This is a genomic window from Streptomyces sp. NPDC005492 (assembly GCF_040605995.1).
Lineage (GTDB): Bacteria > Actinomycetota > Actinomycetes > Streptomycetales > Streptomycetaceae > Streptomyces.
The window spans coordinates 73,952-99,285 of record NZ_JBEXDX010000014.1; the positions used below are offsets into that span (position 1 = coordinate 73,952).

The following is a 25,334-nucleotide window of genomic DNA, read 5'->3' on the forward strand; positions in this document are numbered from 1 at the left end:
GTGACCTAGTCGACACCGAGGAATCAAAAAAAACTTTCCAGAAGGGGTTGTATCCGCCGCTGAGGTTTGCGAGTCTCTACGTGGCGGTCGGGACAGCCCGCAACACCGGCGTCCTCGGACCATCAGAACCCCTCTTCAACTCACAGGACCACATCAGGGAAACCTGATGGGCGGCCCTTCACTTGTTGAGGGATTCGTGAAAGCGTTCACATTCACAAGCAACCTGCACGTAATACCAAGGAGAGGTAGCAGCCATGGACTGGCGTCACAACGCCGTTTGCCGCGAGGAAGACCCCGAGCTCTTCTTCCCCATCGGCAACACCGGTCCTGCGCTGCTGCAGATCGAGGAAGCCAAGGCCGTCTGCCGTCGCTGTCCCGTCATGGACCAGTGTCTGCAGTGGGCGCTCGAGTCCGGCCAGGACTCCGGCGTCTGGGGTGGTCTCAGCGAGGACGAGCGCCGCGCCATGAAGCGCCGCGCCGCTCGCAACCGGGCCCGTCAGGCCTCCGCCTGACACGCACCCCGTTCGACAGCCTGAGCTTGGCGGCGCGTACAGCGCGTACGCATCTCCCGCCCCCGAGCCGCAGCGCGCAGTACCCCCGATGCGCATAGCAACGAGCGACTGGCCCCGGATCACCAGTGATCCGGGGCTCTTTGCTTGTCTCGCCGCTTACTTGTGCGCCTCCACCGGCACATCCAGGATCACCCTGGTCCCCCGCTCCGGTGCCGGCACCATGTCGAAGGTGCCACCCAACTCGCCTTCCACCAGCGTCCGTACGATCTGCAGGCCCAGGTTGCCCGAGCGGTGGGGGTCGAATCCCTCCGGGAGTCCTACGCCGTCGTCCTGCACGGTGACCAGCAGGCGGGCCTCCTTGGAGGTGCCGCCGCGGACGGCCGAGACCTCGACCGTCCCCGTCTCGCCCTCACGGAAACCGTGCTCCAGCGCGTTCTGCAGGATCTCGGTGAGCACCATGGAGAGCGGGGTCGCGACCTCGGCGTCCAGTATTCCGAAGCGACCGCTGCGCCGGCCGGTGACCTTGCCCGGCGAGATCTCGGCGACCATCGCGAGCACCCGGTCGGCGATCTCGTCGAACTCCACCCGCTCGTCCAGGTTCTGAGACAGCGTCTCATGCACGATCGCGATCGAACCGACTCGTCGTACGGCCTCCTCCAACGCCTCCCGGCCGCTCTCGGAGTCGATCCGGCGGGCCTGGAGGCGGAGCAGGGCGGCGACCGTCTGGAGGTTGTTCTTCACCCGGTGGTGGATCTCCCGGATGGTCGCGTCCTTGGTGATCAACTCCCGCTCGCGGCGGCGCAGTTCGGTGACGTCCCGGAGCAGCACCAGTGAACCGATGCGGGTGCCCTTGGGTTTGAGCGGGATCGCCCGGAACTGGATCACCCCGTCACGCGCCTCGATCTCGAACTCGCGCGGCGCCCACCCACTGGCGACCTTGGCCAGCGCCTCGTCCACCGGACCCCGGGTCGGGGCGAGTTCGGCGGTGGTCACCCCCAGGTACTGGCCGACGAGGTCGGTGGCGAGGCCCATGCGGTGGTACGCCGACAGCGCGTTCGGCGAGGCGTACTGCACGATGCCGTCGCCGTCGAGGCGGATCAGTCCGTCGCCGACGCGCGGCGAGGCGTCCATGTCGACCTGCTGATTCGGGAACGGGAAGGAACCGGCCGCGATCATCTGCGCGAGGTCCGACGCGCTCTGCAGATAGGTCAGTTCGAGTCGGCTCGGGGTGCGCACGGTGAGCAGGTTGGTGTTGCGCGCGATGACACCCAGGACGCGTCCGTCCCGTCGTACCGGAATGGACTCGACCCTGACCGGAACCTCTTCGCGCCACTCCGGGTCGCCCTCGCGCACGATCCGGCCCTCGTCGAGGGCGACGTCCAGCATGGGGCGACGGCCGCGCGGGACGAGGTGGCCGACCATGTCGTCCTGGTACGAGGTGGGGCCGGTGTTCGGCCGCATCTGGGCAACGGAGACATAGCGGGTGCCGTCGCGCGTGGGAACCCACAGGACCAGGTCGGCGAAGGAGAGGTCGGAGAGCAACTGCCACTCCGAGACCAGCAGGTGGAGCCACTCGAGGTCGGAGTCGTCGAGTGCGGTGTGCTGGCGTACGAGTTCGTTCATGGAGGGCACGTCTGCGAGCGTACCCGCCGGTCTGTACCTGTCCTAAAAACACCCGCGGGCCGCGGCGCCTGGGAGGGACCCTCAACCCTCCCGGCACCGCAGCCCGGAGCAGCAACGGCCACGGGGTGTGCGGTCCCGATCGGCCGATGGATGAGGAGCCGGGGCAGTCAGGGCAGAGAGCCTCGGTTCCTCGGTCCGTCCTCCTGTGCGGGGAGGGCGGGGGCTTGCGCCTTTAACACATACACATTCTGGACTAGACCACTATCCGTGTCCATGCGTTGAAGGATGTTCGTTGGAAGCCTAACGGTGTTGAGTCCTGTGCGGGGCTGGATGGTCTTGGCATTTTTCCATCAGCGGGTCTCGGTCACCTTGGCCAGTGCGCGGGGTGCGTCGGGGTCCTGGCCGCGCGCGATGGTGACCTCGTAGGCGAGGAGCTGGAGCGGGAGGATCTCCAGGATGGGCTGGAGTTCCTCGGGGACGCCCTCGGGGGGCAGGACGAAGCCGGCCGAGGCCTGTTCGACCTGGCCGGCCGGGCCGATGACGACGAGGTCGGCGCCCCGGCCGCGCAGCCGGTCGAGCACCGGTTGGAGGGCGGCGCCGCCCTTGCCGTCGGTCACGACCGCGATGACCGGGGAGACGTTGTCGACCATGGCGAGGGGGCCGTGCAGCAGGTCGGCGCCGGAGTAGGCGAGGGCGGGGATGTAGCTGGTCTCCATCAGCTTGAGGGCAGCCTCCTTGGCGGTGGGGTAGCCGTAGCCGCGTGAGGTGATCACCATGCGTTCGGCGAAGCGGTAGCGGGAGGCGAGGGTGCGGACCTCGTCCTGCCGGGCGAGGAGCTGCGCGGCGAGGTCGGGCAGGGCCTTGGCCGCCGCGCCGTCGCCGCCGCGCAGGCCCTCGACGAAGAGATAGAGCGCGAGGAGCGAGGCGGTGTACGTCTTGGTCGCGGGGAGTGCCTTCTCCGGTCCGGCCATGATGTCGATGTGGTACTCGGAGACGGCGGCCAGCGGTGAGTCCGGGTTGTTGGTCACGGCGACCGTGATCGCGCCGGCCTCGCGGGCGGCCCGGGTCGAGGCCACCAGGTCCGGGGAGCCGCCGGACTGACTGACGGTGACGACCAGGACGTCGGTCAGGTCGGGCCGGGCGCCGTAGGCCGTGGTGGTCGACATCGAGGTGAGTCCGCAGGGCAGTCCGAGGCGGATCTCCAGGAGGTACTTGGCGTAGAGGGCGGCGTTGTCCGAGGTGCCGCGGGCGGTGAGCAGGACGAAGCGGGGTTTGCGGGCGGCCACGTCCTGGGCGACCTGGCGGATGCGCGGGGCGCCCTCGTCCAGGATGCGGCGCAGGACGGCGGGCTGTTCGGCGGTTTCGCGGGCCATGATCCGGCCCGGTACGTCGTTCTGGGGGGTCGGGGTCGTGGCGGTCATGCGGGTTCCTCCGGAGGTGCGCGCGGGGATGTCCGAGGGGGCCGGTCAAGTGTCCGTCGGGTCCATTGGACTCCCCTGCCGGGGGCCGCGCCCGCGCGGGGTGCGGGAGCCCCGGCCACCTGGGCGGCCGGAACCGATTCTGTTAGATTGAGCCTCGATCACGATTGGTCTAAACCACATGGCTCACTTCAGATCGGCAGGCCCAGCGTGGAAGTTGTCATCGTTCCGGACGCCAAGTCGGGCGGCGAGCTGATCGCCGAGGCCATGGCACAACTGCTCCGGGGCAAGCCGGACGCCCTGCTCGGTGTGGCCACCGGGTCGACGCCGCTGCCCATCTACGAAGCCCTGGCCGCCAAGGTCCGCGCCGGGGACGTGGACACCTCGCGGGCCCGGATCGCACAGCTCGACGAGTATGTGGGGCTGCCGGCCGAGCACCCGGAGTCGTACCGTTCGGTGCTCCGTCGTGAGGTGCTGGAGCCGCTCGGGATCGGGATGGAGGCGTTCCTCGGGCCGGACGGGACGGCCGAGGACGTGCAGGGGGCGTGCGAGGCGTACGACCGGGCGCTGGGTGAGGCCGGCGGGGTGGACCTGCAGGTGCTGGGGATCGGGACGGACGGGCACATCGGGTTCAACGAACCCTGCTCGTCGCTGGCCTCGCGGACCCGGATCAAGACGCTGACCGAGCAGACGCGGGTGGACAACGCGCGGTTCTTCGACGGCGACATCGAGCAGGTCCCGCATCACGTCATCACGCAGGGCATCGGCACCATCCTGGAGGCACGGCACCTGGTGCTGCTCGCGACCGGCGAGGGCAAGGCGGACGCGGTCGCCGCGACCGTGGAGGGGCCGGTGGCCGCGGTGTGCCCGGCGTCGGCGCTGCAGTTGCACCGGCATGCGACGGTCGTGGTCGACGAGGGCGCCGCGTCCAAGCTGAAGCTCGCGGACTACTTCCGGCACACGTTCGTCAACAAGCCCGACTGGCAAGGGATCTGAGGCACAGACTCCTTGGGCCTACGTGCTGGCGCCGGGCGATCCTCGTGGGGTCGCCCGGCACCGGTGTTCTCGGGGTCACTCCCCCGCGATGACCTCCGCCGCCGCACGACCGCAGACTCGGGCCGCGCCGTGGGTCGCGATGTGGAGAGCGCCTCGGGGTGGAGCCTGGGGCACGCCCATCTCCACCACGATGGTGTCGGGGCGAGCCGCCAACACCGTGTCGAGAGTGGCCGCCATCCAGGGGTGCCGGTGCTCGTCCCGGACCACGACCACGACCCGCCGCGCCCCGGCCGCCTTCAGCACCGCACTCCCCGCACCCTCCCCACCGAAGCCGCCCGTCTCCGTACCGGGCAGAAGCCGACCGAGTTCCGCGGCCACACCCCAGGGCGTCTCGTCCCCGACGGCGATGTTGGCGACGGGGGTGAGGAGGGCGACGTAGGGCGGTTCGGTGAGGGGGGTGAAGTCTCCGGTGCCCGTGAGCGCGAGGGCGCGGCGGGCGGCGACGAGGCCGATGTCGACGCGCGCCGGCTCTGGGGCGGGCGCGGGCTTCTGGTCGGCGGGGGAATGGGTGTGCGGGTCCGGTGCTGAGCGGGTGTCCGCGTCGGGACGCCTGCCCGAAGCCGGGCTCCCGTCCGAGGCCGAGCCTGCTTCCGAGGGCGAGCCCGGGTGCGAAGCGGGACCCGCCTCCGAGGCTGCGCCCGCCCCCGAAGCCGGCGCCGACGCCGATCCTGACACCGGCGCCAACGCCGCCCACCGTGCCAACTCCCGCACCCGTTCCGCCGCCTCCGCCAGCCTCTCCTCCGGCAACTCCCCCGACCGAACCGCGCCCACCAGCGCGTCGCGCAGTCGTCGTACCGTCTCGTCGTCCGCCAGGCCGCCGCCCACGCAGAGCGCGTCGGCGCCGGCGGCGATGGCGATGACGCTGCCGCGTTCGATGCCGTAGGTGGCGGCGATGGCCTGCATTTCGATGGCGTCGGTGACGATGAGGCCGTCGTAGCCGAGGCGGCCGCGGAGGAGGTCGGTGAGGATGCGGAGGGAGAGGGTGGCGGGGTGGTCCGGGTCCAGGGACGGGACCAGGATGTGGGCGCTCATCACCGCGCGGGTGCCGGCGGCGATGGCCGCGCGGAAGGGGAGCAGTTCGCGGTGCTCCAGGACCGACGCCTCCGCGTCGATGCGCGGCAGCGCGTGGTGGGAGTCGACCGCCGTGTCGCCGTGACCCGGGAAGTGCTTCGTGCAGGCGGCGACGCCCGCCGACTGGAGGCCCGTGACGTAGGCCGCGGTGTGGCGGGCGACCAACTCCGGGTCGGCGCCGAAGGAGCGGACGCCGATGACCGGGTTGGCGGGGTTGGAGTTCACGTCCGCGGACGGGGCCCAGTTCAGGTTCACGCCGCATTCGGCGAGCCTGCGGCCCAACTCCTGGGCCACCGCCCTCGTCAGGTCGACGTCGTCCACCGCGCCCAGCGCGTGGTTGCCGGGGAAGGACGAGCCCGTCCGCACCTCCAGGCGCGTGACGTCTCCGCCCTCCTCGTCGATCGCGACCAGGACATCGTCCCGTTCGGACCTCAACTGGGCGGTCAGGGAGGCCAGTTGCTCGGGTGAGGCTATGTTGCGGCCGAACAGGCCCACCGACGCCAGGCCTTCACCGAGGCGGCGGAGCAGCCAGTCGGGGGCCGTGGTGCCGGGAAAGCCCGGTTGCAGGACGGTCAGGGCGTCTCGGGTGAGGGTGTCTGTACCGCTGGCGAGTGTCGTCATCGGTGGGCGTTATCCCTTCACGGCGCCGGCGGTCAGACCCGCGGCCATCTTGCGCTGGACGATGAGGAACAGGACGACGATCGGCACGGCCATCATCGTGGCGCCCGCCATCATCGGGGCGTACTCGGTGCCGTGCTTGGTGGTGAAGTTGCCGAGCCAGACGGTCGCCGTCTGGTGCTCCTGGCTGAGCAGCATGAGGGCGTACAGGTACTCGTTCCAGGCCTGGATGAAGCCGTAGACCGAGGTGGCGACCATGCCGGGGGCGAGGAGGGGGAAGACCACGCGGATGAAGGCGCCGGTGCGGGAGCAGCCGTCGACCATGGCCGCCTCCTCCAGTTCCTTCGGGATGTTGACGATGAAGCCGCGCAGGGTCCACACCGTGAACGGGAGGATGAAGGTCAGATACGTGATGATCAGGCCGGAGAGTTTGTCGTACTGGTCGAGGTCGTTCAGCAGCAGGAAGACCGGGATGATCATCGAGACCAGCGGGACCATCTGGACCGCGAGGATGCCGACGATCACGATCTTGCGGCCGCGGAAGGCGAAGCGGGAGATCGCGAGCGCGGCGAGCAGGCCTACGACCACGCCGATCACGACGACCGAGAGCGAGACGATCAGGCTGCGGCCCACCGGGCCCCAGAAGTCGGCGATGTCCAGTGCGCGGCGGAAGTTGTCGAGGGTGATGCCGGTGGGCAGCAGGCTCGGGTCCGGGTCGATGGCGTCCCGCGCCGGTTTGAACGCCGTGTCGAGCATCCAGTAGAGGGGGAAGCCGACGACGACGAAGACGAGCAGGCCGACGAGGTTCCAGCCGAGCTTGGACTTCTTGCGCCCGCCGGTCGGTGTGCGGGGCGCATCGGTCGTGAGCGCGCTCATTCGACCTCTCCGATCTGAAGCATCTGACGCATGTACACGGCCACGACACCGAGCAGCAGCACCACGGTGACCAGGGCGATCGCCGAGCCCTGCCCGTAGTCGTTGACGACGAACGCGCGGTCGTACGAGTAGGTGCTCAGCAGTTGGAACTCGGCCTCGGGGTGGCCCCCGCGCATCACGAACACCTGGGGGAAGACGCCCATGTCCCAGATCACCGACAGGGTCGTGAGCATCACGATGATCGGCTTGAGGATGGGCAGGGTGACGTACCGGAAGACGCCCCAGGCGCCGGCGCCGTCGAGGCGGGCGGCCTCCTCCAACTCCGCGGGGACCTGGGTGAGTCCGGCGCTGAGGGTGATCACCACGAAGGGCACCGCGCCCCACACCACCAGCAGCATGATGACCAGCAGACCCTGCGGTCCGCTGGCGAACCAGTTGTGGCCGATCATGTCGACGCCGGGGAGCTTGCTGAGCAGGGCGTTGAAGACGCCGTAGTCCGAGTCGAAGAGCCACTTGAAGACGGTGGTCGCGACGATGACCGGCATGCCCCAACTGGCCACCAGGACAATGTTGATGAGCGTCTTCAGCCAGCCCGAGACCTTCTGCTGGAGCAGGGCGATGGCCATGCCCGCGACCATCGTGAAGATGACCGAACCGGCCGCGAAGACGATCGTGCGGACGACGACGCCCCAGAACTCTCCGTCGCCGAGGACGCCCGAGAAGTTGTCGAAGCCGATCCACTCGGCGGGCTTGAAGCCCCAGAGCTGGGACTGCCCGAAGGACTGGAAGGACAGCGTGACCAGCCGGACCAGCGGATAGCCCATGACCAGGGCCAGGATCAGCAGGCAGGGGGCGAGCAGCAGCCAGGGAACCCCGGTCGCTCTCGACGACCGCTTTCTGCGGGGTGCGTCGGGGATGTCCGGTGGCGGCGCCTGCCGCTGTGGCGGCACCTTGGCGGGGGTGGTCGTGTCTGCGGCACTCATCACGCGCTCCTCGCGGTCCCTCTGGTCGTACGGCCGTACGAGAAGCAGGGCCCTGCCCCGAGAACACCCTTCGGTGTCCAACAGGGCCCTGCCTCAGGTCACTTGGTGTTGATGACCTTGTCGATCGCGGTGTCCGCGGCCTTCGCGGCGGCCTCGACCGACTGCTTGCCGGTGCCGATGTTCTGCAGCATGGTCTGCAGGATCTGGGCCTTCTCGACCTGGCCCCAGCCCGGTGCCATCGGGACGAACCAGTTGGACTCGGCCGCGGTGGCCGGGACCGCCGTCGCGGGGTCGCTCTTCAGCGTCGCGAGGTCGGTCTTGTTGTTCGGCAGGTTGCCCTTGGCCATCAGGCCCTTCTGGCCGGACGGACCGGTGAAGGCGTTGATCCACTCGGCGGCGAGCGCCTGCGCCTTGGACTTCACCGGGATCGCGAGGTCCGAACCACCGAGGAACACGGGCATGTTCTTGCCGGACGGGCCGGGCATCACGAAGTTGACGAGATCGGTCTTCAGCTTGCCGCCGGTCTTGTCGTTCTTCGGGTCGGCGGCGGTCGCGCCCTCCCACGCGGCGGCGAAGATCATGGACGCCTTGCCCTGGCCGTAGACGATGTAACGGTCGGACTCGTCCTTGGTCTTGTCGCCGTGCATGTACTTGTCGATGACCGACTTCCACTCGTTGAGCCCCTTGATGGACTCCGGCGAGGAGAAGTTGGCCTTCCAGGTGCCGCCCGAGTCGACGGCGATGGAGCCGCCGGCGTCGTAGACGAAGGACATGGCCGCGTACCAGTCACGGGTGGGCTGGTACCAGGCGCTGAACTTGTCGCCTTCCTTCTTCTGGATCTTGTCCAGGTCGGCGGTCAGCTCGGTGTACGTGGTCGGCGGGGCCTTGATGCCGACCGAAGCGGCGATGTCCTTGCGCCAGTTGGCGACGCGGCCACCGGCGTAGTAGGGGACGCCGTAGGTCTTGCCGTCGTAGGTCACGGAGGCCTTGAGGCCGTCCAGCCAGGCGGAGGAGTTGGTGAACTTCGCGGGGTCGACGGGTGCGAAGGCGCCCTTGACCATGTAGCCCAGCATCTCGGTGTTGCCCATCTCGACCACGTCGGGGGCCTTGTCGGTGGCGAGGACCGCGTCGAGCTTGGTGTTCTTGTCCGGCCAGCCGTAGTACTCGTGCTTGATCTTGACGCCGGGGTGCGCCTTCTGCACGGCCGCGTCGGCTGCCTTCACCAGTTGGGGCCAGTTGTTCTGCGCGTCGACGGTGAGCCAGACAGTCAGCTCCTTGGCGTCGGCGCCACTGTTCGAAGAGCTCTTGTCGTCGTTGCCCCCGCACGCCGCGATGGAGACCATCATGCCCGCGATACCGATCGCGGCTATGAGCTTGCGCTTCACGCCACCCTCCTCAGGGATACCTGCCACACCTCCCGCCCATGGGCCGGGACCTGAACCAATGGTGTAGACCAGTACCGGGAGCTTGGACCAGACCAGAGGGCCTGTCAAGGGTCCCCGAAACCCCTCTGACCAGCCGTTATGGGACCTACATATGCAGGAACCTTTAAGTAAGAAGGCAGCGAAAACAGCCGTGCCGGAGTACTCTCTTCCGCTAGACCACTTGGCGCTGTGGACTAGACCAAAAGCGACCGCGACGGTATACAGAAGGGATCACGAAGTGACCCTCATCCGGAGCCGGGAAGGCAGAGCATGAGCACCGAGGTCAGCAGTGCGGAGAACGAGGGTGGGGCCACCGTCCGCACCGCGCGTGTGCCCAAGTACTACCGCCTGAAGAAACATCTGCTCGACATGACGGACACGCTGCCGCCCGGCACACCGGTCCCGCCCGAGCGCACCCTGGCCGCCGAGTTCGACACCTCGCGCACCACCGTCCGCCAGGCCCTTCAGGAACTGGTCGTCGAGGGCCGCCTGGAGCGCATCCAGGGCAAGGGCACGTTCGTCGCCAAGCCGAAGGTCTCGCAGGCCCTCCAACTCACCTCGTACACCGAGGACATGCGCGCCCAGGGCCTGGAGCCGACCTCGCAGCTCCTGGACATCGGCTACATCACCGCCGACGACACCCTCGCCGACCTGCTCGACATCACCGCGGGCGGCCGGGTCCTGCGCATCGAGCGGCTGCGCATGGCCAACGCCGAGCCGATGGCGATCGAGACCACCCACCTCAGCGCGAAGCGCTTCCCCGCGCTGCGCAGGTCCCTGGTCAAGTACACGTCCCTATATACGGCGTTGGCCGAGGTCTACGACGTCCACCTCGCCGAGGCCGAGGAGACCATCGAGACCTCGCTGGCCACCCCGCGCGAGGCCGGCCTGCTCAGCACCGACGTCGGCCTGCCGATGCTGATGCTCTCCCGCCACTCCCTCGACAAGGAGGGCAAGCCGGTGGAGTGGGTGCGCTCGGTGTACCGGGGGGACCGGTACAAGTTCGTGGCCCGCCTCAAGCGCCCGCAGGATTGAGCCGGTCGAGGTGATGCACGCGGTGTAGCGCAACTCCCGCTCCTGCTCTACGTTCCTCCCGTCGCCGCATGGACGGGAGGACACCCCGGTGCGTACCGCGAACGTCCGAACCATCGTCGTCTGGACCCTCGTCGCGCTCGTCGCCGCGGCGGGCTGGTCCGTCCTCGCGCTGGCGCGGGGCGAGAACGTGTCGGCCGCCTGGATGGTCGCCGCCGCGCTCGGCTCGTACGCCATTGCCTACCGCTTCTACGCCAAGTTCATCGTGTACAAGGTCCTGAAGGTGGACGGCACCCGGGCCACCCCGGCCGAACGCCTCGACAACGGCATCGACTTCCACCCCACCGACCGCCGTGTCCTGCTGGGCCACCACTTCGCCGCGATTGCCGGCGCCGGACCGCTCGTCGGGCCCGTGCTCGCCGCGCAGATGGGCTACCTGCCCGGCACGATCTGGATCATCGCCGGTGTCGTCTTCGCGGGCGCGGTCCAGGACATGGTGGTGCTGTTCTTCTCCACCCGGCGCGACGGCAGGTCACTCGGTCAGATGGCCCGCGAGGAGATCGGCCCGTTCGGCGGCGCCGCGGCACTGCTCGCCACCTTCGCCATCATGATCATCCTGCTCGGGGTGCTGGCCCTGGTCATCGTGAACGCGCTGGCCTCCTCCCCCTGGGGCACCTTCTCCATCGGCATGACCATCCCGATCGCGCTGCTGATGGGCTTCTATCTGCGGGTCCTGCGCCCCGGCCGGGTCTCCGAAGTCTCCCTGATCGGCGTGGCGTTGCTGCTGCTCGCGCTGGTCGCGGGCCGCTGGGTCGCCGAGTCGTCCTGGGCCGGCGCCTTCACGCTCGCGCCCTCGACGCTGGTGATCTGGCTGGTGGCGTACGGCTTCATCGCCTCGATCCTGCCGGTGTGGACGCTGCTCGCCCCGCGCGACTACCTCTCCACCTTCATGAAGATCGGCACCATCGCCCTGCTGGCGATCGGGGTCGTGGTCGCCCTGCCCGCCCTGAAGATGCCCGCCATCACCGACTTCGCCAAGCACGGCAACGGCCCGGTGTTCGCCGGCTCGCTCTTCCCGTTCGTCTTCATCACGATCGCCTGCGGTGCCCTGTCCGGCTTCCACTCGCTGATATCGAGCGGTACGACACCGAAGATGATCCAGAAGGAGACCCAGATCCGGATGATCGGCTACGGCTCCATGCTGATGGAGTCGTCCGTCGCCGTGATGGCGCTGGTCGCCGCGAGCATCATCGACCCGGGTCTGTACTTCGCGATGAACGCCCCCTCGGGCGCGATCGGCACGACGGTGCAGAACGCCTCGCAGGTGGTGAGCAGTTGGGGGTACCACATCTCCCCCGCCGACCTCGCGCAGGCCGCGAAGAACGTCGACGAGTCGAGTCTGCTGTCCCGCACTGGCGGTGCGCCCACCCTCGCGGTGGGGGTCTCGGAGATCTTCGCCAAGGTCACCGGCGGGAGTCTGCGCGCCTTCTGGTACCACTTCGCAATCATGTTCGAGGCGCTGTTCATCCTGACCGCGCTGGACGCGGGCACGCGGGTGGGCCGGTTCATGCTCCAGGACATGCTGGGGAACGTCTACCGGCCCTTCAGGAACGTGAGTTGGCGGCCGGGCCTGGCGCTGACCAGCGCGATCGTGTGCGCCCTGTGGGGCTACTTCCTCTGGGTCGGCGTCCACGAACCCCTCGGCGGGATCAACCAGCTCTTCCCGATCTTCGGCATCTCCAACCAGCTGCTCGCCGCCGTCGCCCTGGCCGTCTGCACCACCCTCCTGGTGAAGTCCGGCCGTCTCAAGTGGGCCTGGATCACCGGGATTCCGCTCGCCTGGGACGCGACGGTCACCCTGACCGCGAGCTGGCAGAAGGTGTTCTCCAGTGACCCGAAGGTCGGCTTCTTCAAGCAACGGTCCGTGTTCCAGGACGCGATCGACGCGGGCAAGGTCCTGCCGCCCGCCAAGAACATGGACGACATGCACACCGTGGTCACCAACTCCACGGTGGACGGGGTGCTTTCGGCCATTCTCGCGGTGCTGGTCGTGGTCGTGATCGCCGACGCGCTCCGGGTCTGTCTGCGCCACCTCCGCCGCCCGGCGCTCTCCACGCTGAGCGAGACGCCGTACGTCGAGTCGAAGATCGTGGCACCGGCCGGGCTGATCCCCACCCGGGAGGAGAAGGAAGAGGAGGAGGCGGCGGCGCGTGATGCGGTCGGCGTTCAGGCGGGCGGTTAGCGGAGTGCGGTGGTATGTCCGGGAGTTGACCGACGAGTCCGCGTACGAGCGGTATGTGGCGCACGTACGCAAGGAGCACCCGGAGGCCGCGGTCCCGGACCGGCGCGCGTTCGAACGGATGCGGACCGAACGCCAGGAGAACGACCCCCGGCAGGGTTTCCGCTGCTGCTGACACCGATGTCAGAGCTGATGTCGGACTTTCACGGAATCGACATGCCGATATGCGGACGAGGCCTTTCGCTCCGGTGACACCGTGACCTAGATTGCCTGCGCATTACACAGGTGATCAGCGAGGAGACGGAGCCGCGACATGTCAGATGCGCCCGAAGTGAGACAGCCGGTGGTCACACCAGTACGGGTGATCATCGCCGTCTGTCTGCTCGCGCCCTTCGTGGCGATGCTCTGGGTGGGCTCCTACGCCAAGACGGGCCCCACGTTCATCGGGATCCCCTTCTTCTACTGGTACCAGATGCTCTGGGTGCTGATCTCGACGGCGCTGACGATGACCGCCTACAAGCTCTGGCAGCACGACCAGCGGACCCGCCACGGAGGCACCCGGTGAACGACGGCGTGAACGGCGTCGCCCTCGGCGTCTTCATCTTCTTCTTCCTGGCTGTCACGGTCCTGGGCTTCCTGGCCGCACGCTGGCGCCGGGCCGACAACGAGCACAGCCTCGACGAATGGGGCCTGGGCGGACGGTCGTTCGGCACCTGGGTCACCTGGTTCCTGCTCGGCGGCGACCTCTACACCGCTTACACGTTCGTGGCGGTACCGGCGGCGGTCTACGCGGCGGGCGCGGCCGGCTTCTTCGCGGTGCCGTACACGATCCTGGTGTACCCGCTCATCTTCACGTTCCTGCCGCGCCTCTGGTCGGTGTCGCACCGGCACGGCTATGTGACGACCTCGGACTTCGTGCGCGGCCGCTTCGGCTCCAAGAGCCTGTCGCTGGCGGTGGCGATAACCGGCATCCTGGCGACGATGCCGTACATCGCGCTCCAACTGGTCGGCATCCAGGCCGTGTTGGACGTCATGGGGGTGGGTGGCAGCGCGAACTCCAACTGGTTCGTGAAGGACCTGCCGCTGCTGATCGCCTTCGCCGTACTGGCCGCGTACACCTACTCGTCCGGTCTGCGGGCGCCCGCGCTGATCGCGTTCGTGAAGGACGGGCTGATCTACATCGTCATCGCGGTGGCGATCATCTACATCCCGATCAAGCTCGGTGGCTTCGACGACATCTTCAGCGCGGCGGGCGCCAAGTTCAAGGCGGCCGGAGCGGGCGGTCTCGTACCGGCCCCGGCGGGCCAATGGACGTACGCCACCCTGGCGTTGGGCTCGGCGCTGGCGCTGTTCATGTACCCGCACTCGATCACGGCCACGCTCTCCTCGCGGAGCCGCAACGTGATCCGCCGCAACACCACGATCCTGCCGCTGTACTCACTGATGCTGGGGCTGCTCGCACTGCTCGGATTCATGGCGATCGCGGCCGGAGTCAAGGTCACCAACGGCCAGTTGGCGATCCCGCAGCTCTTCGAGAACATGTTCCCGGACTGGTTCGCGGGGGTGGCCTTCGCGGCGATCGGCATCGGAGCCCTGGTCCCCGCGGCCATCATGTCCATCGCGGCCGCGAACCTCTTCACCCGCAACATCTACAAGGACTTCATCAAGCCGGACGCGACCCCGGCCCAGGAGACGAAAGTCTCCAAGATCGTCTCCCTCCTGGTGAAGGTGGGCGCGCTGGTCTTCGTCCTCACCATGGACAAGACGGTCGCCATCAACTTCCAGCTCCTGGGCGGCATCTGGATCCTCCAGACCTTCCCGGCCCTGGTCGGCGGCCTGTTCACCCGCTGGTTCCACCGCTGGGCCCTCCTCGCCGGCTGGGCGGTCGGCATGATCTACGGCACCCTCGCCGCGTACGGGGTCGCCTCACCGACCCAGGCCCACTTCGGCGGCTCCGCGAAGGAGATCCCGGGGATCGGCGAGATCGGCTACATCGGCCTGACGGCGTTCATGCTCAACGTCGTCGTCACGGTGGTCCTGACCTTCGCCCTGAAGGCGCTGAAGGCCCCGGAGGGAATCGACGAGACGAGCCCCGACGACTACACGGCGGACGCGGGCGACCCGGGCGTAGAGGTGGAACTGCCGCCGGCGACGGCCGGGGCATCCCACTAGTCGCCGCGGACGGAGCGACGGGCCGCCGGAGAAATCCGGCGGCCCGTTGTCGTACCCGTCCGGCACACTCGGTCGCATGGACTTCGTGATCCGCCAGGCGACCCCCGACGAGTACGAACCCCTCGGCGAGATGACCGCCCGCGCCTACCTCGACGACGGTCTCCTCGACTACGGCGAGGGCGACGAGTACCTGCCCGTGCTGAAGGACGTCGCGAGACGGGCCGCCGCGGCCGAGGTCCTGGTCGCCGTGGACGGCGACCGGCTGCTCGGCGGAGTCACCTTCGTCCCCGGGCCCGGACCCGTGGCCGACATAGCGCGCCCCGGCGAGGCCGAGATCCGCGCCCTCGCCGTCGACCATGCCGCCCGCGGCCGCGGCGCAGGCGAAGCCCTCGTCCGCGCCTGCGTCGACCGCGCCCGGGCCACAGGGGGCTGCACAACCGTCGTCCTGTCGACCCAGCGCTCCATGCACGCGGCCCACCGCATCTACGAACGTCTGGGTTTCGTCCGTACACCCGACCGGGACTGGAATCCCGTGCCGCACCTGGACGATCTCACTCTGCTCACCTATCAACTGACGCTGTGAAACCGTCGCGACACAACATCTGGGGGTGCCACGGCAGCCCGGCACAAGATGTATGCTCATGCTCGCTGTCGCCGCAGGGGAATCCGGTGCGAATCCGGAACTGTCCCGCAACGGTGTACTTGTGCGTATACGCGCACCTGGTCAGTCCGAGGACCTGCCGACGGCGTGCCCGGCCGACCCGGTCCGGGCGCATGACGTCCGGGCCTCGTGGAGTGGGCCGGTGGACGCGACGCGCCATGCGCTCGTGAGCTGCCGTCCGCCCCCGCAAGGCCCCGTGCCGAGCGAGGGAGAGCCCCACCGTGACCATCGCGCCAGCAGAGCCGGCCTCAGCGACCCAGGCGAACGAGGACACCGCGACCGGAGCCGACGGCCCCGGCACCGCGATCCTGCGGACCCTGACCGAGCTGACCGCCGACCTTCCCGACGCCGACCCCGGCCGGGTCGCCGCCGCCACCCTGCGCGGCCGCTCCGCGCATGCGGACGAGACGGAACTGCGCGAACTGGCCACGGAGGCCGCCGCCGGCCTCATCTCCGAGGACCCGGTCTACTCCCGGCTGGCCGCCCGGCTGCTGACGATCGGCATCGCCGCCGAGGCCGCCTCCCAGGGCGTCACGACCTTCACCGGGTCCGTCGCCGTGGGCCACCGCGAGGGCCTGATCGCCGACCGCACCGCCGAGTTCGCGCGGCTCCACGCGGCCCGCCTCGACGCGCTGATCGACACCGAGGGCGACGACCGCTTCGGCTACTTCGGGCTCCGCACCCTGTACAGCCGTTACCTCCTGCGGCACCCGATCACCCGCAAGGTCATCGAGACGCCCCAGCACTTCATGCTCCGCGTGGCCGCCGGTCTCGCCGAGGACGACAGCGTCCGCGCGCTCGACGAAGTCGCCGCGCTCTACCGGCTGATGAGCCGCCTCGACTACCTCCCCTCCTCCCCCACCCTCTTCAACTCCGGTACGCGGCACCCCCAGATGTCGTCCTGCTACCTCCTCGACTCCCCGCTGGACGAGCTGGACTCCATCTACGACCGCTACCACCAGGTCGCCCGCCTCTCGAAGCACGCCGGTGGCATCGGCCTGTCGTACTCCCGTATCCGCAGCCGCGGTTCGCTGATCCGCGGGACGAACGGGCACTCCAACGGCATCGTGCCGTTCCTGAAGACGCTGGACGCCTCGGTCGCCGCGGTGAACCAGGGCGGCCGGCGCAAGGGTGCCGCCGCGGTCTACCTGGAGACCTGGCACTCCGACATCGAGGAGTTCCTGGAGCTTCGCGACAACACCGGTGAGGACGCCCGGCGTACGCACAATCTCAACCTGGCGCACTGGATCCCGGACGAGTTCATGCGCCGGGTGAACGAGGACGGCGTCTGGTCGCTGTTCTCCCCGGCCGACGTGCCCGAGCTGGTCGACCTGTGGGGCGACGAGTTCGACGCGGCCTACCGCAAGGCGGAGGCCGAGGGGCTCGCGCTCAAGACCATCCCGGCCCGTGACCTCTACGGCCGCATGATGCGCACCCTCGCGCAGACCGGCAACGGCTGGATGACCTTCAAGGACGCGGCCAACCGCACCGCCAACCAGACGGCCGAGCCGGGCCACACCGTCCACTCCTCGAATCTCTGCACGGAGATCCTGGAGGTCACGGACGACGGCGAGACGGCGGTCTGCAACCTGGGTTCCGTGAACCTGGGGGCATTTGTCGATACGGCGACCCGTGACATCGACTGGGAGCGGCTGGACGAGACGGTCCGTACCGCCGTCACCTTCCTGGACCGCGTGGTCGACATCAACTTCTACCCGACCGAGCAGGCGGGCCGTTCCAACGCGCGCTGGCGCCCGGTGGGCCTGGGTGCGATGGGCCTCCAGGACGTCTTCTTCAAGCTGCGCGTCCCCTTCGACTCCCCGCAGGCGCAGGCGTTGTCCACGCGGATCGCCGAGCGCATCATGCTCGCCGCGTACGAGGCCTCCGCCGACCTCGCCGAGCGCAACGGCCCGCTCCCGGCCTGGGAGAAGACCCGTACCGCCCGGGGCGTCCTGCACCCCGACCACTACGGCGTGGAGGTGACCTGGCCGGAGCGCTGGGCGGCGCTGCGGGAACGCATCGCCCAAGTCGGCATGCGCAACAGCCTGTTGCTGGCCATCGCGCCCACGGCCACCATCGCGTCCATCGCGGGTGTCTACGAGTGCATCGAGCCGCAGGTCTCGAACCTCTTCAAGCGCGAGACGCTGTCCGGCGAGTTCCTTCAGGTCAACTCCTACCTGGTGGCCGAGTTGAAGCAGCTCGGCGTGTGGGACGCGCAGACCCGGGAGGCGCTGCGCGAGGCCAACGGCTCGGTGCAGGGCTTCACTTGGGTCCCGCAGGACGTCCGCGACCTGTACCGCACGGCCTGGGAGATCCCGCAGCGCGGCCTGATCGACATGGCCGCCGCCCGCACCCCGTTCCTGGACCAGTCCCAGTCCCTGAACCTGTTCCTGGAGACGCCGACGATCGGCAAGCTCTCCTCGATGTACGCGTACGCCTGGAAGCAGGGCCTGAAGACGACGTACTACCTGCGCTCCCGCCCGGCGACCCGCATCGCCCGCGCCGCCCAGGCGCAAGCCCAAGCCACCGTCCCCGTACAGCAGTCGACGCCCGACGAAGACGCGGTCGCCTGCTCCCTGGAAAACCCCGAGTCCTGCGAGGCCTGCCAGTAATGACCACCCCGAACACCGAGAAGAACCTTCTCGACCCGGGCTTCGAGCTGACCCTGCGCCCCATGCGCTACCCGGACTTCTACGAGCGCTACCGGGACGCGATCAAGAACACCTGGACCGTCGAGGAGGTCGACCTCCACTCCGACGTCGCCGACCTCGCGAAGCTGACGCCGGGTGAGCAGCACATGATCGGCCGGCTGGTCGCGTTCTTCGCGACGGGCGACTCGATCGTGGCGAACAACCTCGTGCTGACGCTGTACAAGCACATCAACTCCCCCGAGGCGCGGCTGTACTTGAGCCGTCAGCTGTTCGAGGAGGCGGTGCACGTCCAGTTCTATCTGACCCTGCTGGACACCTACCTCCCCGACCCGGAGGACCGCGCGGCGGCGTTCGACGCGGTGGAGAACATCCCCTCCATCCGCGAGAAGGCCGAGTTCTGCTTCAAGTGGATCAACGAGGTCGAGAAGCTGGAGAGCCTCCAGACCCAGGCCGACCGCCGCCGCTTCCTCCTCAACCTGATCTGCTTCGCCGCGTGCATCGAAGGCCTGTTCTTCTACGGCGCGTTCGCCTACGTCTACTGGTTCCGCAGCCGGGGTCTCCTGCACGGCCTCGCCACCGGCACCAACTGGGTGTTCCGCGACGAGACCATGCACATGAGCTTCGCCTTCGAGGTGGTCGACACCGTCCGCAAGGAGGAGCCGGAGCTGTTCGACGACCAACTCCAGCAGCAGGTCACGGACATGCTGAAAGAGGCCGTCGAGGCGGAGCTGCAGTTCGGGCGTGATCTGTGCGGTGACGGGCTGCCGGGCATGAACACCGACTCGATGCGCCAGTACCTGGAGTGCGTCGCGGACCAGCGCCTCCAGCGGCTGGGCTTCGCCCCGGTCTACGGCTCCGAAAACCCCTTCTCCTTCATGGAGTTGCAGGGTGTGCAGGAGCTGACCAACTTCTTCGAGCGCCGCCCGTCGGCGTACCAGGTCGCGGTGGAGGGGTCGGTCGACCTCGACGAGGACTTCTAGCCGTAGGACCGCGAGGCAGTCGTAAGGACTGGGACGGCCCATGGAGCTTCCATGGGCCGTCCATGGACTTTCTATGGGGCGGCAAAGTTCTTGGGGGGCATCTGTTCCCGGTCTCCTCGCCCCGGCTACGTTCTGCCCGTCCTGTTCATGTCACGCACAACGACTCCACGGACGGCATCACAGAACGCTCAAAGTGTCATGCCCATGACGACGTTCAACGCCGCCGCTACGCGCGTCACAGGCCTGCCACCACGCCGAGGAACCCCACTCCCATCGACTCGACGGAGGCAGTACCCCCATGCGTGAGAAGCCCAGACGCAGTCTGCGAAGACTCCTTACGGCCGCGATACCCGCCCTCACCCTGAGCGTCTTCGGCCTGGTGGCCGCGGCGCCCGCCGGTGCGCAGACGGTCCCCCATGCCACCACCCAGTCCGCCCAGGTCTCCAAGGTCACCCAGAACTCCAAGGCCCTGACCGCCCCCGCGGCCCAGGCCGTCCACTCGACCGGCAAGGCCGGGCAGAAGGTGCCGACCGAGCACCTGTGCGCGACCGCGGCCCCCGGTCAGGCGGCCTGTTTCGCGCAGCGGCGCACCGACATCAAGCAGCAGTTGGCCGCCGCCGTACACGCGGACGCCGCCGCGGCCGTGTCCGGCCTGAGCCCGGCCAACCTGCACAGCGCGTACGCGCTGCCCTCGACCGGTGGTTCCGGTATGACGGTCGCCGTGGTCGACGCGTACAACGACCCCAACGCCGAGTCGGACCTGGCCACGTACCGCTCCAACTTCGGCCTCTCCGCCTGCACCAAGGCCAGCGGCTGCTTCAAGCAGGTCAGCCAGACCGGCTCGACCACGTCCCTGCCGACGAACGACACCGGCTGGGCGGGCGAGGAAGCGCTCGACATCGACATGGTCAGCGCGGTCTGCCCGAACTGCAACATCATTCTGGTGGAGGCCACTTCGGCCACCGACGCCAACCTCGGCACCGCCGAGAACGAGGCCGTCGCCCTGGGCGCGAAGTTCGTCTCCAACAGTTGGGGCGGCAGCGAGTCCTCCTCGCAGACCAGCGAGGACACCTCGTACTTCAAGCACCCGGGCGTCGCGATCACCGTCTCCTCCGGTGACGAGGCCTACGGCGCCGAGTACCCGGCGACGTCCCAGTACGTGACGGCCGTCGGCGGCACCGCCCTCTCCTCCTCCTCCAACTCCCGCGGCTGGACCGAGTCCGTGTGGAAGACGAGCAGCACCGAGGGCACCGGCTCGGGCTGCTCCGCCTACGACGCGAAGCCGTCCTGGCAGACCGACACGGGCTGCACCAAGCGCATGGAGGCCGACGTCTCCGCCGTCGCCGACCCCGCCACCGGCGTGGCCGTCTACGACACCTACGGCGGTTCCGGCTGGGCGGTCTACGGCGGTACCAGCGCCTCGTCCCCGATCATCGCGGGCGTCTACGCGCTGGCCGGCACGCCGGGCTCCAGTGACTACCCGGCGAAGTACCCCTACTCCCACACCAGCAACCTGTACGACGTCACCAGCGGCAACAACGGCTCCTGCTCGCCGAGTTACTTCTGCACCGCGGGCACCGGCTACGACGGCCCGACCGGCTGGGGCACCCCGGACGGCACCGCCGCCTTCACCTCCGGCACCACGACCGGCAACACGGTGACGGTCACCAACCCGGGCAGCCAGTCCACCGCGACCGGCAGCTCGGCGAGCCTCCAGATCTCGGCCTCGGACAGCGCGGGCGCGACCCTCACCTACAGCGCGAGCGGGCTGCCGACCGGGCTGTCCATCTCCAGCTCGACCGGTCTCATCTCCGGCACCGCGTCCACCGCCGGCACCTACGCCGTCACGGTGACCGCGACCGACTCCACCGGCGCCTCCGGCTCGGCCTCCTTCACCTGGACGGTCAGCACCTCCGGCGGCGGTACCTGCACCTCGACCCAGCTCCTGGGCAACGCGGGCTTCGAGTCCGGGAGCACCACCTGGACCGCGAGCAGCGGTGTCATCACCAACGACACCGGCGAGGCCGCGCACGCGGGCTCGTACTACGCGTGGCTCGACGGCTACGGCTCGACCCACACCGACACGCTGTCCCAGTCGGTGACCGTCCCGTCCGGCTGCAAGGCCACCTTCACCTTCTACCTGCACATCGACACCGCGGAGACCTCCACCAGCACCGCGTACGACAAGCTGACGGTCACCGCCGGTTCGACCACGCTCGCGACGTACTCGAACCTGAACAAGGCCACCGGGTACGCGCAGAAGAGCTTCGACCTGTCCTCCTTCGCCGGCTCCACCGTCTCGCTGAAGTTCAGCGGCGTCGAGGACTCCTCCCTCCAGACCAGCTTCGTCCTCGACGACACCGCCGTGACGACCAGCTGACCTCCTCATGAGCTGAGCCCCGGCCGTCTCGCAGCGGCCGGGGCTCTGTCATGCGGGCCCTGTCATGTCCACGAATACTTCACCCCTCACAGGGGATCCGGATGCGTCCGTGACACGTCAAAGGGGCAAGGAGGCCCCCCATGCGTCGATCGATCCTTGGTCCGTCCCTCGCCGTCGCCACCCTGGCGCTCGCCCTCGCGGGCTGCGGCACGAAGTCCGACACCGGAAGCGGCAGCGTGTCGCCGTCCGCGTCCCCCACACCGAGCAAGAGCACATCGGGCTGTACGGCGAAGGAGAACCTGGCCGCCAGTGACACCAACGGCACGTTCTGCCTGGCGACCGGTCACACCGTCCGCATCCTGCTGGACGGGACGACCGCCCGGCCCTGGGCGCCGGTCAAGACCGCCGGCACCGGCCTGGAGGCCACCAACAGCGGGATCCTGATCCGGCCCGGCGACGCGAGCAACGCGTACAAGGCGGTCAAGGCCGGGACCGTGAAGCTCACCTCGTCCCGGCCGCTGTGCGCGACCGCCCCGCACAAGATCTCCTGCAAGGGCATTCAGGAGTGGTCGGTCACCGTCGTGGTGACGAAGTGATGAGTCGGTGGGCCGTCCTGATCTGACGGTCGATGCGCCGCTCGCGCGCGATGCCGAGCAGCGAAGGGAAGGTCACGGCGACGAAGATGCCGAGGACGGTCAGGAGGGCGATGAGGTTGTCCATGGCTGTGTTCATAGACACCACTGTCCCGCCTTACACTCCTTACCGTGAGTGGCAGTACTGCCGTCCACCCTCGATTTACTGCCACATCTGGCGCACACTGGCAGCATGCTGAAGAACGTGGCCGTCGTCCTGCTCGACGGCGTGCACCCTTTCGAACTCGGCGTCGTCTGCGAGGTGTTCGGCCTCGACCGCAGCGACGAGGGCCTGCCGGTCTACGACTTCGCGGTCGCCTCGGCCGAGGGTCCGACCCTGTCCACCCACGCGGGCTTCTCGCTGGCTGTCGAGCACGGCCTGGAGCGGCTGGAGAGCGCGGATCTCATCGCCGTACCGGCCGGTGCGACCTACGCGGCGCGGGAGTATCCCGAGGAACTGCTCGACGCGCTGCGGCGGGCCGTGGACCGGGGCGCCCGGGTGCTCAGTGTCTGCTCGGGCGTGTTCGTGCTGGCCGCCGCCGGGCTGCTGGACGGGCGCCGGTGCGCGGTGCACTGGCACCACGCGGAGCTGCTCGCCCGCCGGTACCCGAAGATCGTCGTGGAGCCGGACGTGCTGTACGTCGACGCGGACCCGGTGATCACCTCCGCCGGTACGGCCGCCGGCATCGACGCCTGTCTGCACATCGTGCGCAAGGAACAGGGCCCTGAGGTCGCCAACGCCATCGCCCGGCGCATGGTCGTACCGCCGCACCGGGACGGCGGCCAGGCCCAGTACATCGAGCGGCCGCTGCCGCGCTCGCAGTGCGACACGGTGGGCGAGGTGCTGGTGTGGATGGCCGAGCACCTCGACCAGGAGGTCACCGTCGAACAGCTCGCCGCCCGTGCCCATATGTCACCGCGCACCTTCGCCCGCCGTTTCCAGCAGGAGACCGGGACCACGCCGTACCGCTGGATCCTGCGCCAACGGGTGCTGCTGGCCCAGCAGTTGCTGGAGGGGACGGACGAGACGATGGACGCGATCGCCTGGCGCACCGGCTTCGGCACCGCGCCCGCGCTGCGCCACCAGTTCGTCCGGGCCCTCGGCATCACCCCGAACGCCTACCGGCGCACGTTCCGAGGCCCGGAGGCTCAGTCGTTGGCGACCACGGGGTAGCGGGGCTCGTTCTCGGCCATCTGCCGCAGCGCGTCCTTGCGGTCGCGCTTGGAGAGCCGGTCGATGTAGAGGTAGCCGTAGAGGTGGTCGGTCTCGTGCTGCAGGCACCGGGCGAAGTAGCCCGTGCCGCGCACCTTGATCGGGTTGCCCTGCTCGTCCTGGCCGGTCACCTCGGCGTAGTCCGGGCGGGCGAGCGGCGCGTACGCGGTCGGCACCGACAGACACCCCTCGTTGCTCTCGTCCAACTGCCGCTTGTCCGCGGGCAGATCGACGAGCTTGGGGTTGCAGACGACCCCGACGTGCCGCTTGCCCTCGTCGTCCTGGCAGTCGTAGACGAAGACCTTGAGGCCCACGCCGATCTGGTTGGCGGCGAGGCCGACCCCCTCGGCGGTGCGCTGCGAGGCGAACATGTCCGCGACCAACGTCTGAAGCTCCGCACCGAAATCGGTGACGTCCGCGCACTCCTTGTGCAGCACCGGATTCCCGACGACCGTGATCGCCCGCGAGGTCCCCCGCTCCCGCCAGGCCGCCTCACGCTCCTCGGTCTCCTCGGTGTCGACGACGAATCCCTCGTCATCCACGGGGAGCACGCCCACGTGCTGCTGATCGGTGTCCTGCTGCGCCATGCCGACGAACGCCTTCCTCAAAACCAAGGGGGTGAAGTTGCTGATACAGGGTACGTGCAGTGCTTTGTCTTTTAGGGGCGCGGGACTGTGCCCGATATGCGGCTCCGCCGCGTGGGCGCGGCCAGCTACAACGAGCCCGCACATGCGAGCCGCCTCAGCAGACCTCTTCCAAATCCCGCCAGTCCCGAGAATCAGGGCTGTCGGCAACCCACCCGTCCAACAACCCCCGCACCAGCGAAGCCGGCGCAGCCAACCCGCACTCCCGCTCCGGCACCCACAACTGCCCGTCCGTCCGATGCCCCAGCGGCCCGGGATGACCGGGCTCACTGTGGTCATGGGGATCAAGATGCTCCCCGTCCCCCTCGTCGGAGGGCATCCGCGACTCGGAACACATCCGGCACAGCAACCGCACCGACGACGACCAGTCCTCCGCCGCGAACCCCGCGTCCGCGGCCAACTGCTCGAGCGCGTCCCGGTCCGCCTCCGTCGCGGCCTCCAGCAGCACCACCCACGTCGGCACGGGCGACGGCGCCCACAGCTCGATCTCGTCGAACACGGGGTAGGAGTGCCCGGCGGCGGTGGTCCGCTCGCCGTGCGGCACTCCGTCGTGCAGCACGACCTCGCCCCAGCGCCGCCCGGACGAGGGCAGCGGGATGGAGAGCACCTCGATACGGGCCGGGTCCAGCCGCCGCCCCCACACCACCTCGGCCTCGCCCTCGGGCGACAGCCGTACGGCCGCGCTGCCGAGGTCCATACCGGCCGGTTCGCCCGCGGCGGCGACCCCGCCCGGCACCCGCAGGCCGTACGCCTGCCAGGCCCGCCGGGCCAGCGGCCAGTCCTGGAGGGCGGTGGCCGCGATGCCCACGTTCCACCAGTCAGGTGCGCCGGCCTCCCGGTCGAGCAGCGCGACGGCCCGCAGACCGGCCGCCCGGGCCTGCTCCCAGTCGTGCCGGAACTTGTGCAGCAGGGCGAGGTTGAACCAGGACTCGGAGAGCCAGGGCTCCAGATCGGCGGCCCGCGTCAGCAGCGCGCCCGCGTCCTCGTACCGACCGTCGCCGATCAGCGTGAACGCGCGGTCTGTGGCCTGCCGCCAGGAGGCGGAGGGCCGGTGCCGTCCCTTGCCGAAGATCCTCACGATTCCCGCCTGCCAGTTCCGTTCAGTGGGCTGGCCATGCCCCCGGACACCCTCTTCTTCGCATCCAACCA

The 25,334-nt window shown here is 69.0% G+C and carries 22 protein-coding genes and 1 riboswitch; of the genes, 13 read left to right on the plus strand and 9 right to left on the minus strand.

The window, feature by feature from the left end; translation table 11 throughout:
• Positions 1–254: 254 nt before the first annotated feature.
• Entirely contained in the window at positions 255–512 is a 258-nt protein-coding gene (locus ABZT04_RS20715) for a WhiB family transcriptional regulator (RefSeq protein ID WP_006142322.1), read from the plus strand.
• Positions 513–668: 156 nt separating this feature from the next.
• Here the strand turns inward: ABZT04_RS20715 and ABZT04_RS20720 are convergent, their stop codons facing one another.
• Together ABZT04_RS20720 and ABZT04_RS20725 are read right to left on the minus strand one after the other, a co-directional pair.
• Entirely contained in the window at positions 669–2,135 is a 1,467-nt protein-coding gene (locus ABZT04_RS20720; RefSeq protein ID WP_356058304.1) for a PAS domain-containing sensor histidine kinase, read from the minus strand.
• Between the two features lie 350 nt (positions 2,136–2,485).
• A complete protein-coding gene (locus tag ABZT04_RS20725; protein ID WP_356058168.1) occupies positions 2,486–3,556 on the minus strand; it encodes an SIS domain-containing protein in 1,071 nt (356 codons plus the stop codon).
• A gap of 207 nt (positions 3,557–3,763) precedes the next feature.
• Here ABZT04_RS20725 and nagB point away from each other — a divergent pair, with 207 nt between their 5' ends.
• On the plus strand, positions 3,764–4,549 hold the full coding sequence (gene nagB / locus ABZT04_RS20730) for a glucosamine-6-phosphate deaminase (protein ID WP_356058170.1): 786 nt from the start codon (positions 3,764–3,766) through the stop codon (positions 4,547–4,549).
• 75 nt (positions 4,550–4,624) lie between these two features.
• On the opposite strand, the gene ABZT04_RS20735 is transcribed toward nagB, so the two are convergent.
• The 4 genes from ABZT04_RS20735 to ABZT04_RS20750 form a co-directional block, all read right to left on the minus strand.
• Positions 4,625–6,301 (minus strand): glycoside hydrolase family 3 protein, encoded by a 1,677-nt coding sequence (locus ABZT04_RS20735; protein WP_356058171.1) that lies wholly within the window; start codon positions 6,299–6,301, stop codon positions 4,625–4,627.
• 9 nt (positions 6,302–6,310) lie between these two features.
• A complete protein-coding gene (locus tag ABZT04_RS20740) occupies positions 6,311–7,174 on the minus strand; it encodes a carbohydrate ABC transporter permease (RefSeq protein ID WP_356058172.1) in 864 nt (287 codons plus the stop codon).
• Positions 7,171–8,157, minus strand: coding sequence for a sugar ABC transporter permease (locus ABZT04_RS20745; protein WP_356058174.1), 987 nt, complete (start codon positions 8,155–8,157; stop codon positions 7,171–7,173). The genes ABZT04_RS20740 and ABZT04_RS20745 overlap by 4 nt, the downstream gene beginning before the upstream one ends.
• A 98-nt stretch (positions 8,158–8,255) precedes the next feature.
• Positions 8,256–9,542, minus strand: a complete 1,287-nt coding sequence (locus ABZT04_RS20750; protein WP_356058175.1) for an extracellular solute-binding protein — start codon at positions 9,540–9,542, stop codon at positions 8,256–8,258.
• 309 nt (positions 9,543–9,851) lie between these two features.
• Here ABZT04_RS20750 and ABZT04_RS20755 point away from each other — a divergent pair, with 309 nt between their 5' ends.
• The 10 genes from ABZT04_RS20755 (at position 9,852) to ABZT04_RS20800 (ending at position 22,292) form a co-directional block, all read left to right on the plus strand.
• Positions 9,852–10,616 carry a GntR family transcriptional regulator gene (locus tag ABZT04_RS20755; protein ID WP_356058177.1) on the plus strand — a complete coding sequence of 255 codons (765 nt, stop codon included), beginning with the start codon at positions 9,852–9,854 and terminating at the stop codon, positions 10,614–10,616.
• 88 nt (positions 10,617–10,704) lie between these two features.
• Entirely contained in the window at positions 10,705–12,855 is a 2,151-nt protein-coding gene (locus ABZT04_RS20760) for a carbon starvation CstA family protein (protein WP_356058178.1), read from the plus strand.
• On the plus strand, positions 12,827–13,027 hold the full coding sequence (locus ABZT04_RS20765; protein ID WP_356058180.1) for a YbdD/YjiX family protein: 201 nt from the start codon (positions 12,827–12,829) through the stop codon (positions 13,025–13,027). The genes ABZT04_RS20760 and ABZT04_RS20765 overlap by 29 nt, the downstream gene beginning before the upstream one ends.
• 138 nt (positions 13,028–13,165) lie before the next feature.
• On the plus strand, positions 13,166–13,417 hold the full coding sequence (locus ABZT04_RS20770) for a DUF3311 domain-containing protein (protein WP_356058181.1): 252 nt from the start codon (positions 13,166–13,168) through the stop codon (positions 13,415–13,417).
• Positions 13,414–15,024, plus strand: coding sequence for a monocarboxylate uptake permease MctP (gene mctP, locus ABZT04_RS20775; RefSeq protein WP_356058182.1), 1,611 nt, complete (start codon positions 13,414–13,416; stop codon positions 15,022–15,024). Before ABZT04_RS20770 ends, mctP begins: the two co-directional genes overlap by 4 nt.
• A gap of 76 nt (positions 15,025–15,100) precedes the next feature.
• Positions 15,101–15,607, plus strand: coding sequence for a GNAT family N-acetyltransferase (locus ABZT04_RS20780; protein ID WP_356058184.1), 507 nt, complete (start codon positions 15,101–15,103; stop codon positions 15,605–15,607).
• 77 nt (positions 15,608–15,684) lie between these two features.
• A riboswitch (cobalamin riboswitch) is annotated at positions 15,685–15,762 on the plus strand.
• Between the two features lie 144 nt (positions 15,763–15,906).
• Entirely contained in the window at positions 15,907–18,297 is a 2,391-nt protein-coding gene (locus ABZT04_RS20785; protein ID WP_356058185.1) for a ribonucleoside-diphosphate reductase subunit alpha, read from the plus strand.
• A complete protein-coding gene (locus ABZT04_RS20790) occupies positions 18,297–19,316 on the plus strand; it encodes a ribonucleotide-diphosphate reductase subunit beta (protein WP_356058186.1) in 1,020 nt (339 codons plus the stop codon). The genes ABZT04_RS20785 and ABZT04_RS20790 overlap by 1 nt, the downstream gene beginning before the upstream one ends.
• A 298-nt stretch (positions 19,317–19,614) precedes the next feature.
• Complete coding sequence (locus ABZT04_RS20795) at positions 19,615–21,696, plus strand: putative Ig domain-containing protein (RefSeq protein ID WP_356058187.1); 2,082 nt, start codon at positions 19,615–19,617, stop codon at positions 21,694–21,696.
• Positions 21,697–21,836: 140 nt separating this feature from the next.
• Positions 21,837–22,292: a hypothetical protein gene (locus ABZT04_RS20800; protein ID WP_356058189.1), complete on the plus strand. Its 456-nt coding sequence runs from the start codon at positions 21,837–21,839 to the stop codon at positions 22,290–22,292.
• Here ABZT04_RS20800 and ABZT04_RS20805 read toward each other — a convergent pair.
• On the minus strand, positions 22,270–22,428 hold the full coding sequence (locus ABZT04_RS20805) for a hypothetical protein (RefSeq protein ID WP_356058191.1): 159 nt from the start codon (positions 22,426–22,428) through the stop codon (positions 22,270–22,272). The two genes, ABZT04_RS20800 and ABZT04_RS20805, sit on opposite strands and share 23 nt — an antisense overlap.
• A 93-nt stretch (positions 22,429–22,521) precedes the next feature.
• On the opposite strand from ABZT04_RS20805, the gene ABZT04_RS20810 reads away from it, so the two are divergent.
• Positions 22,522–23,502 (plus strand): helix-turn-helix domain-containing protein, encoded by a 981-nt coding sequence (locus ABZT04_RS20810; RefSeq protein WP_356058193.1) that lies wholly within the window; start codon positions 22,522–22,524, stop codon positions 23,500–23,502.
• Here ABZT04_RS20810 and def read toward each other — a convergent pair.
• Both def and ABZT04_RS20820 read right to left on the minus strand, forming a co-directional pair.
• Positions 23,478–24,128, minus strand: a complete 651-nt coding sequence (gene def, locus ABZT04_RS20815; protein WP_356058195.1) for a peptide deformylase — start codon at positions 24,126–24,128, stop codon at positions 23,478–23,480. The two genes, ABZT04_RS20810 and def, sit on opposite strands and share 25 nt — an antisense overlap.
• A 154-nt stretch (positions 24,129–24,282) precedes the next feature.
• Entirely contained in the window at positions 24,283–25,263 is a 981-nt protein-coding gene (locus ABZT04_RS20820) for a hypothetical protein (RefSeq protein ID WP_356058197.1), read from the minus strand.
• Positions 25,264–25,334: the final 71 nt, after the last annotated feature.

Bases quoted from the DNA above. Each gene is read 5' to 3' on its own strand.
- ABZT04_RS20770 (WP_356058181.1), top strand. From the start codon at position 13,166: ATGTCAGATGCGCCCGAAGTGAGACAGCCGGTGGTCACACCAGTACGG.
- ABZT04_RS20725 (WP_356058168.1), bottom strand. From the start codon at position 3,556: ATGACCGCCACGACCCCGACCCCCCAGAACGACGTACCGGGCCGGATC.
- ABZT04_RS20745 (WP_356058174.1), bottom strand. From the start codon at position 8,157: ATGAGTGCCGCAGACACGACCACCCCCGCCAAGGTGCCGCCACAGCGG.
- ABZT04_RS20805 (WP_356058191.1), bottom strand. From the start codon at position 22,428: ATGAACACAGCCATGGACAACCTCATCGCCCTCCTGACCGTCCTCGGC.
- ABZT04_RS20765 (WP_356058180.1), top strand. From the start codon at position 12,827: ATGCGGTCGGCGTTCAGGCGGGCGGTTAGCGGAGTGCGGTGGTATGTC.
- ABZT04_RS20790 (WP_356058186.1), top strand. From the start codon at position 18,297: ATGACCACCCCGAACACCGAGAAGAACCTTCTCGACCCGGGCTTCGAG.
- ABZT04_RS20755 (WP_356058177.1), top strand. From the start codon at position 9,852: ATGAGCACCGAGGTCAGCAGTGCGGAGAACGAGGGTGGGGCCACCGTC.
- ABZT04_RS20720 (WP_356058304.1), bottom strand. From the start codon at position 2,135: ATGAACGAACTCGTACGCCAGCACACCGCACTCGACGACTCCGACCTC.
- ABZT04_RS20800 (WP_356058189.1), top strand. From the start codon at position 21,837: ATGCGTCGATCGATCCTTGGTCCGTCCCTCGCCGTCGCCACCCTGGCG.
- ABZT04_RS20735 (WP_356058171.1), bottom strand. From the start codon at position 6,301: ATGACGACACTCGCCAGCGGTACAGACACCCTCACCCGAGACGCCCTG.
- def (WP_356058195.1), bottom strand. From the start codon at position 24,128: ATGGCGCAGCAGGACACCGATCAGCAGCACGTGGGCGTGCTCCCCGTG.
- ABZT04_RS20740 (WP_356058172.1), bottom strand. From the start codon at position 7,174: ATGAGCGCGCTCACGACCGATGCGCCCCGCACACCGACCGGCGGGCGC.
- ABZT04_RS20715 (WP_006142322.1), top strand. From the start codon at position 255: ATGGACTGGCGTCACAACGCCGTTTGCCGCGAGGAAGACCCCGAGCTC.
- ABZT04_RS20795 (WP_356058187.1), top strand. From the start codon at position 19,615: ATGCGTGAGAAGCCCAGACGCAGTCTGCGAAGACTCCTTACGGCCGCG.
- ABZT04_RS20810 (WP_356058193.1), top strand. From the start codon at position 22,522: ATGCTGAAGAACGTGGCCGTCGTCCTGCTCGACGGCGTGCACCCTTTC.
- ABZT04_RS20780 (WP_356058184.1), top strand. From the start codon at position 15,101: ATGGACTTCGTGATCCGCCAGGCGACCCCCGACGAGTACGAACCCCTC.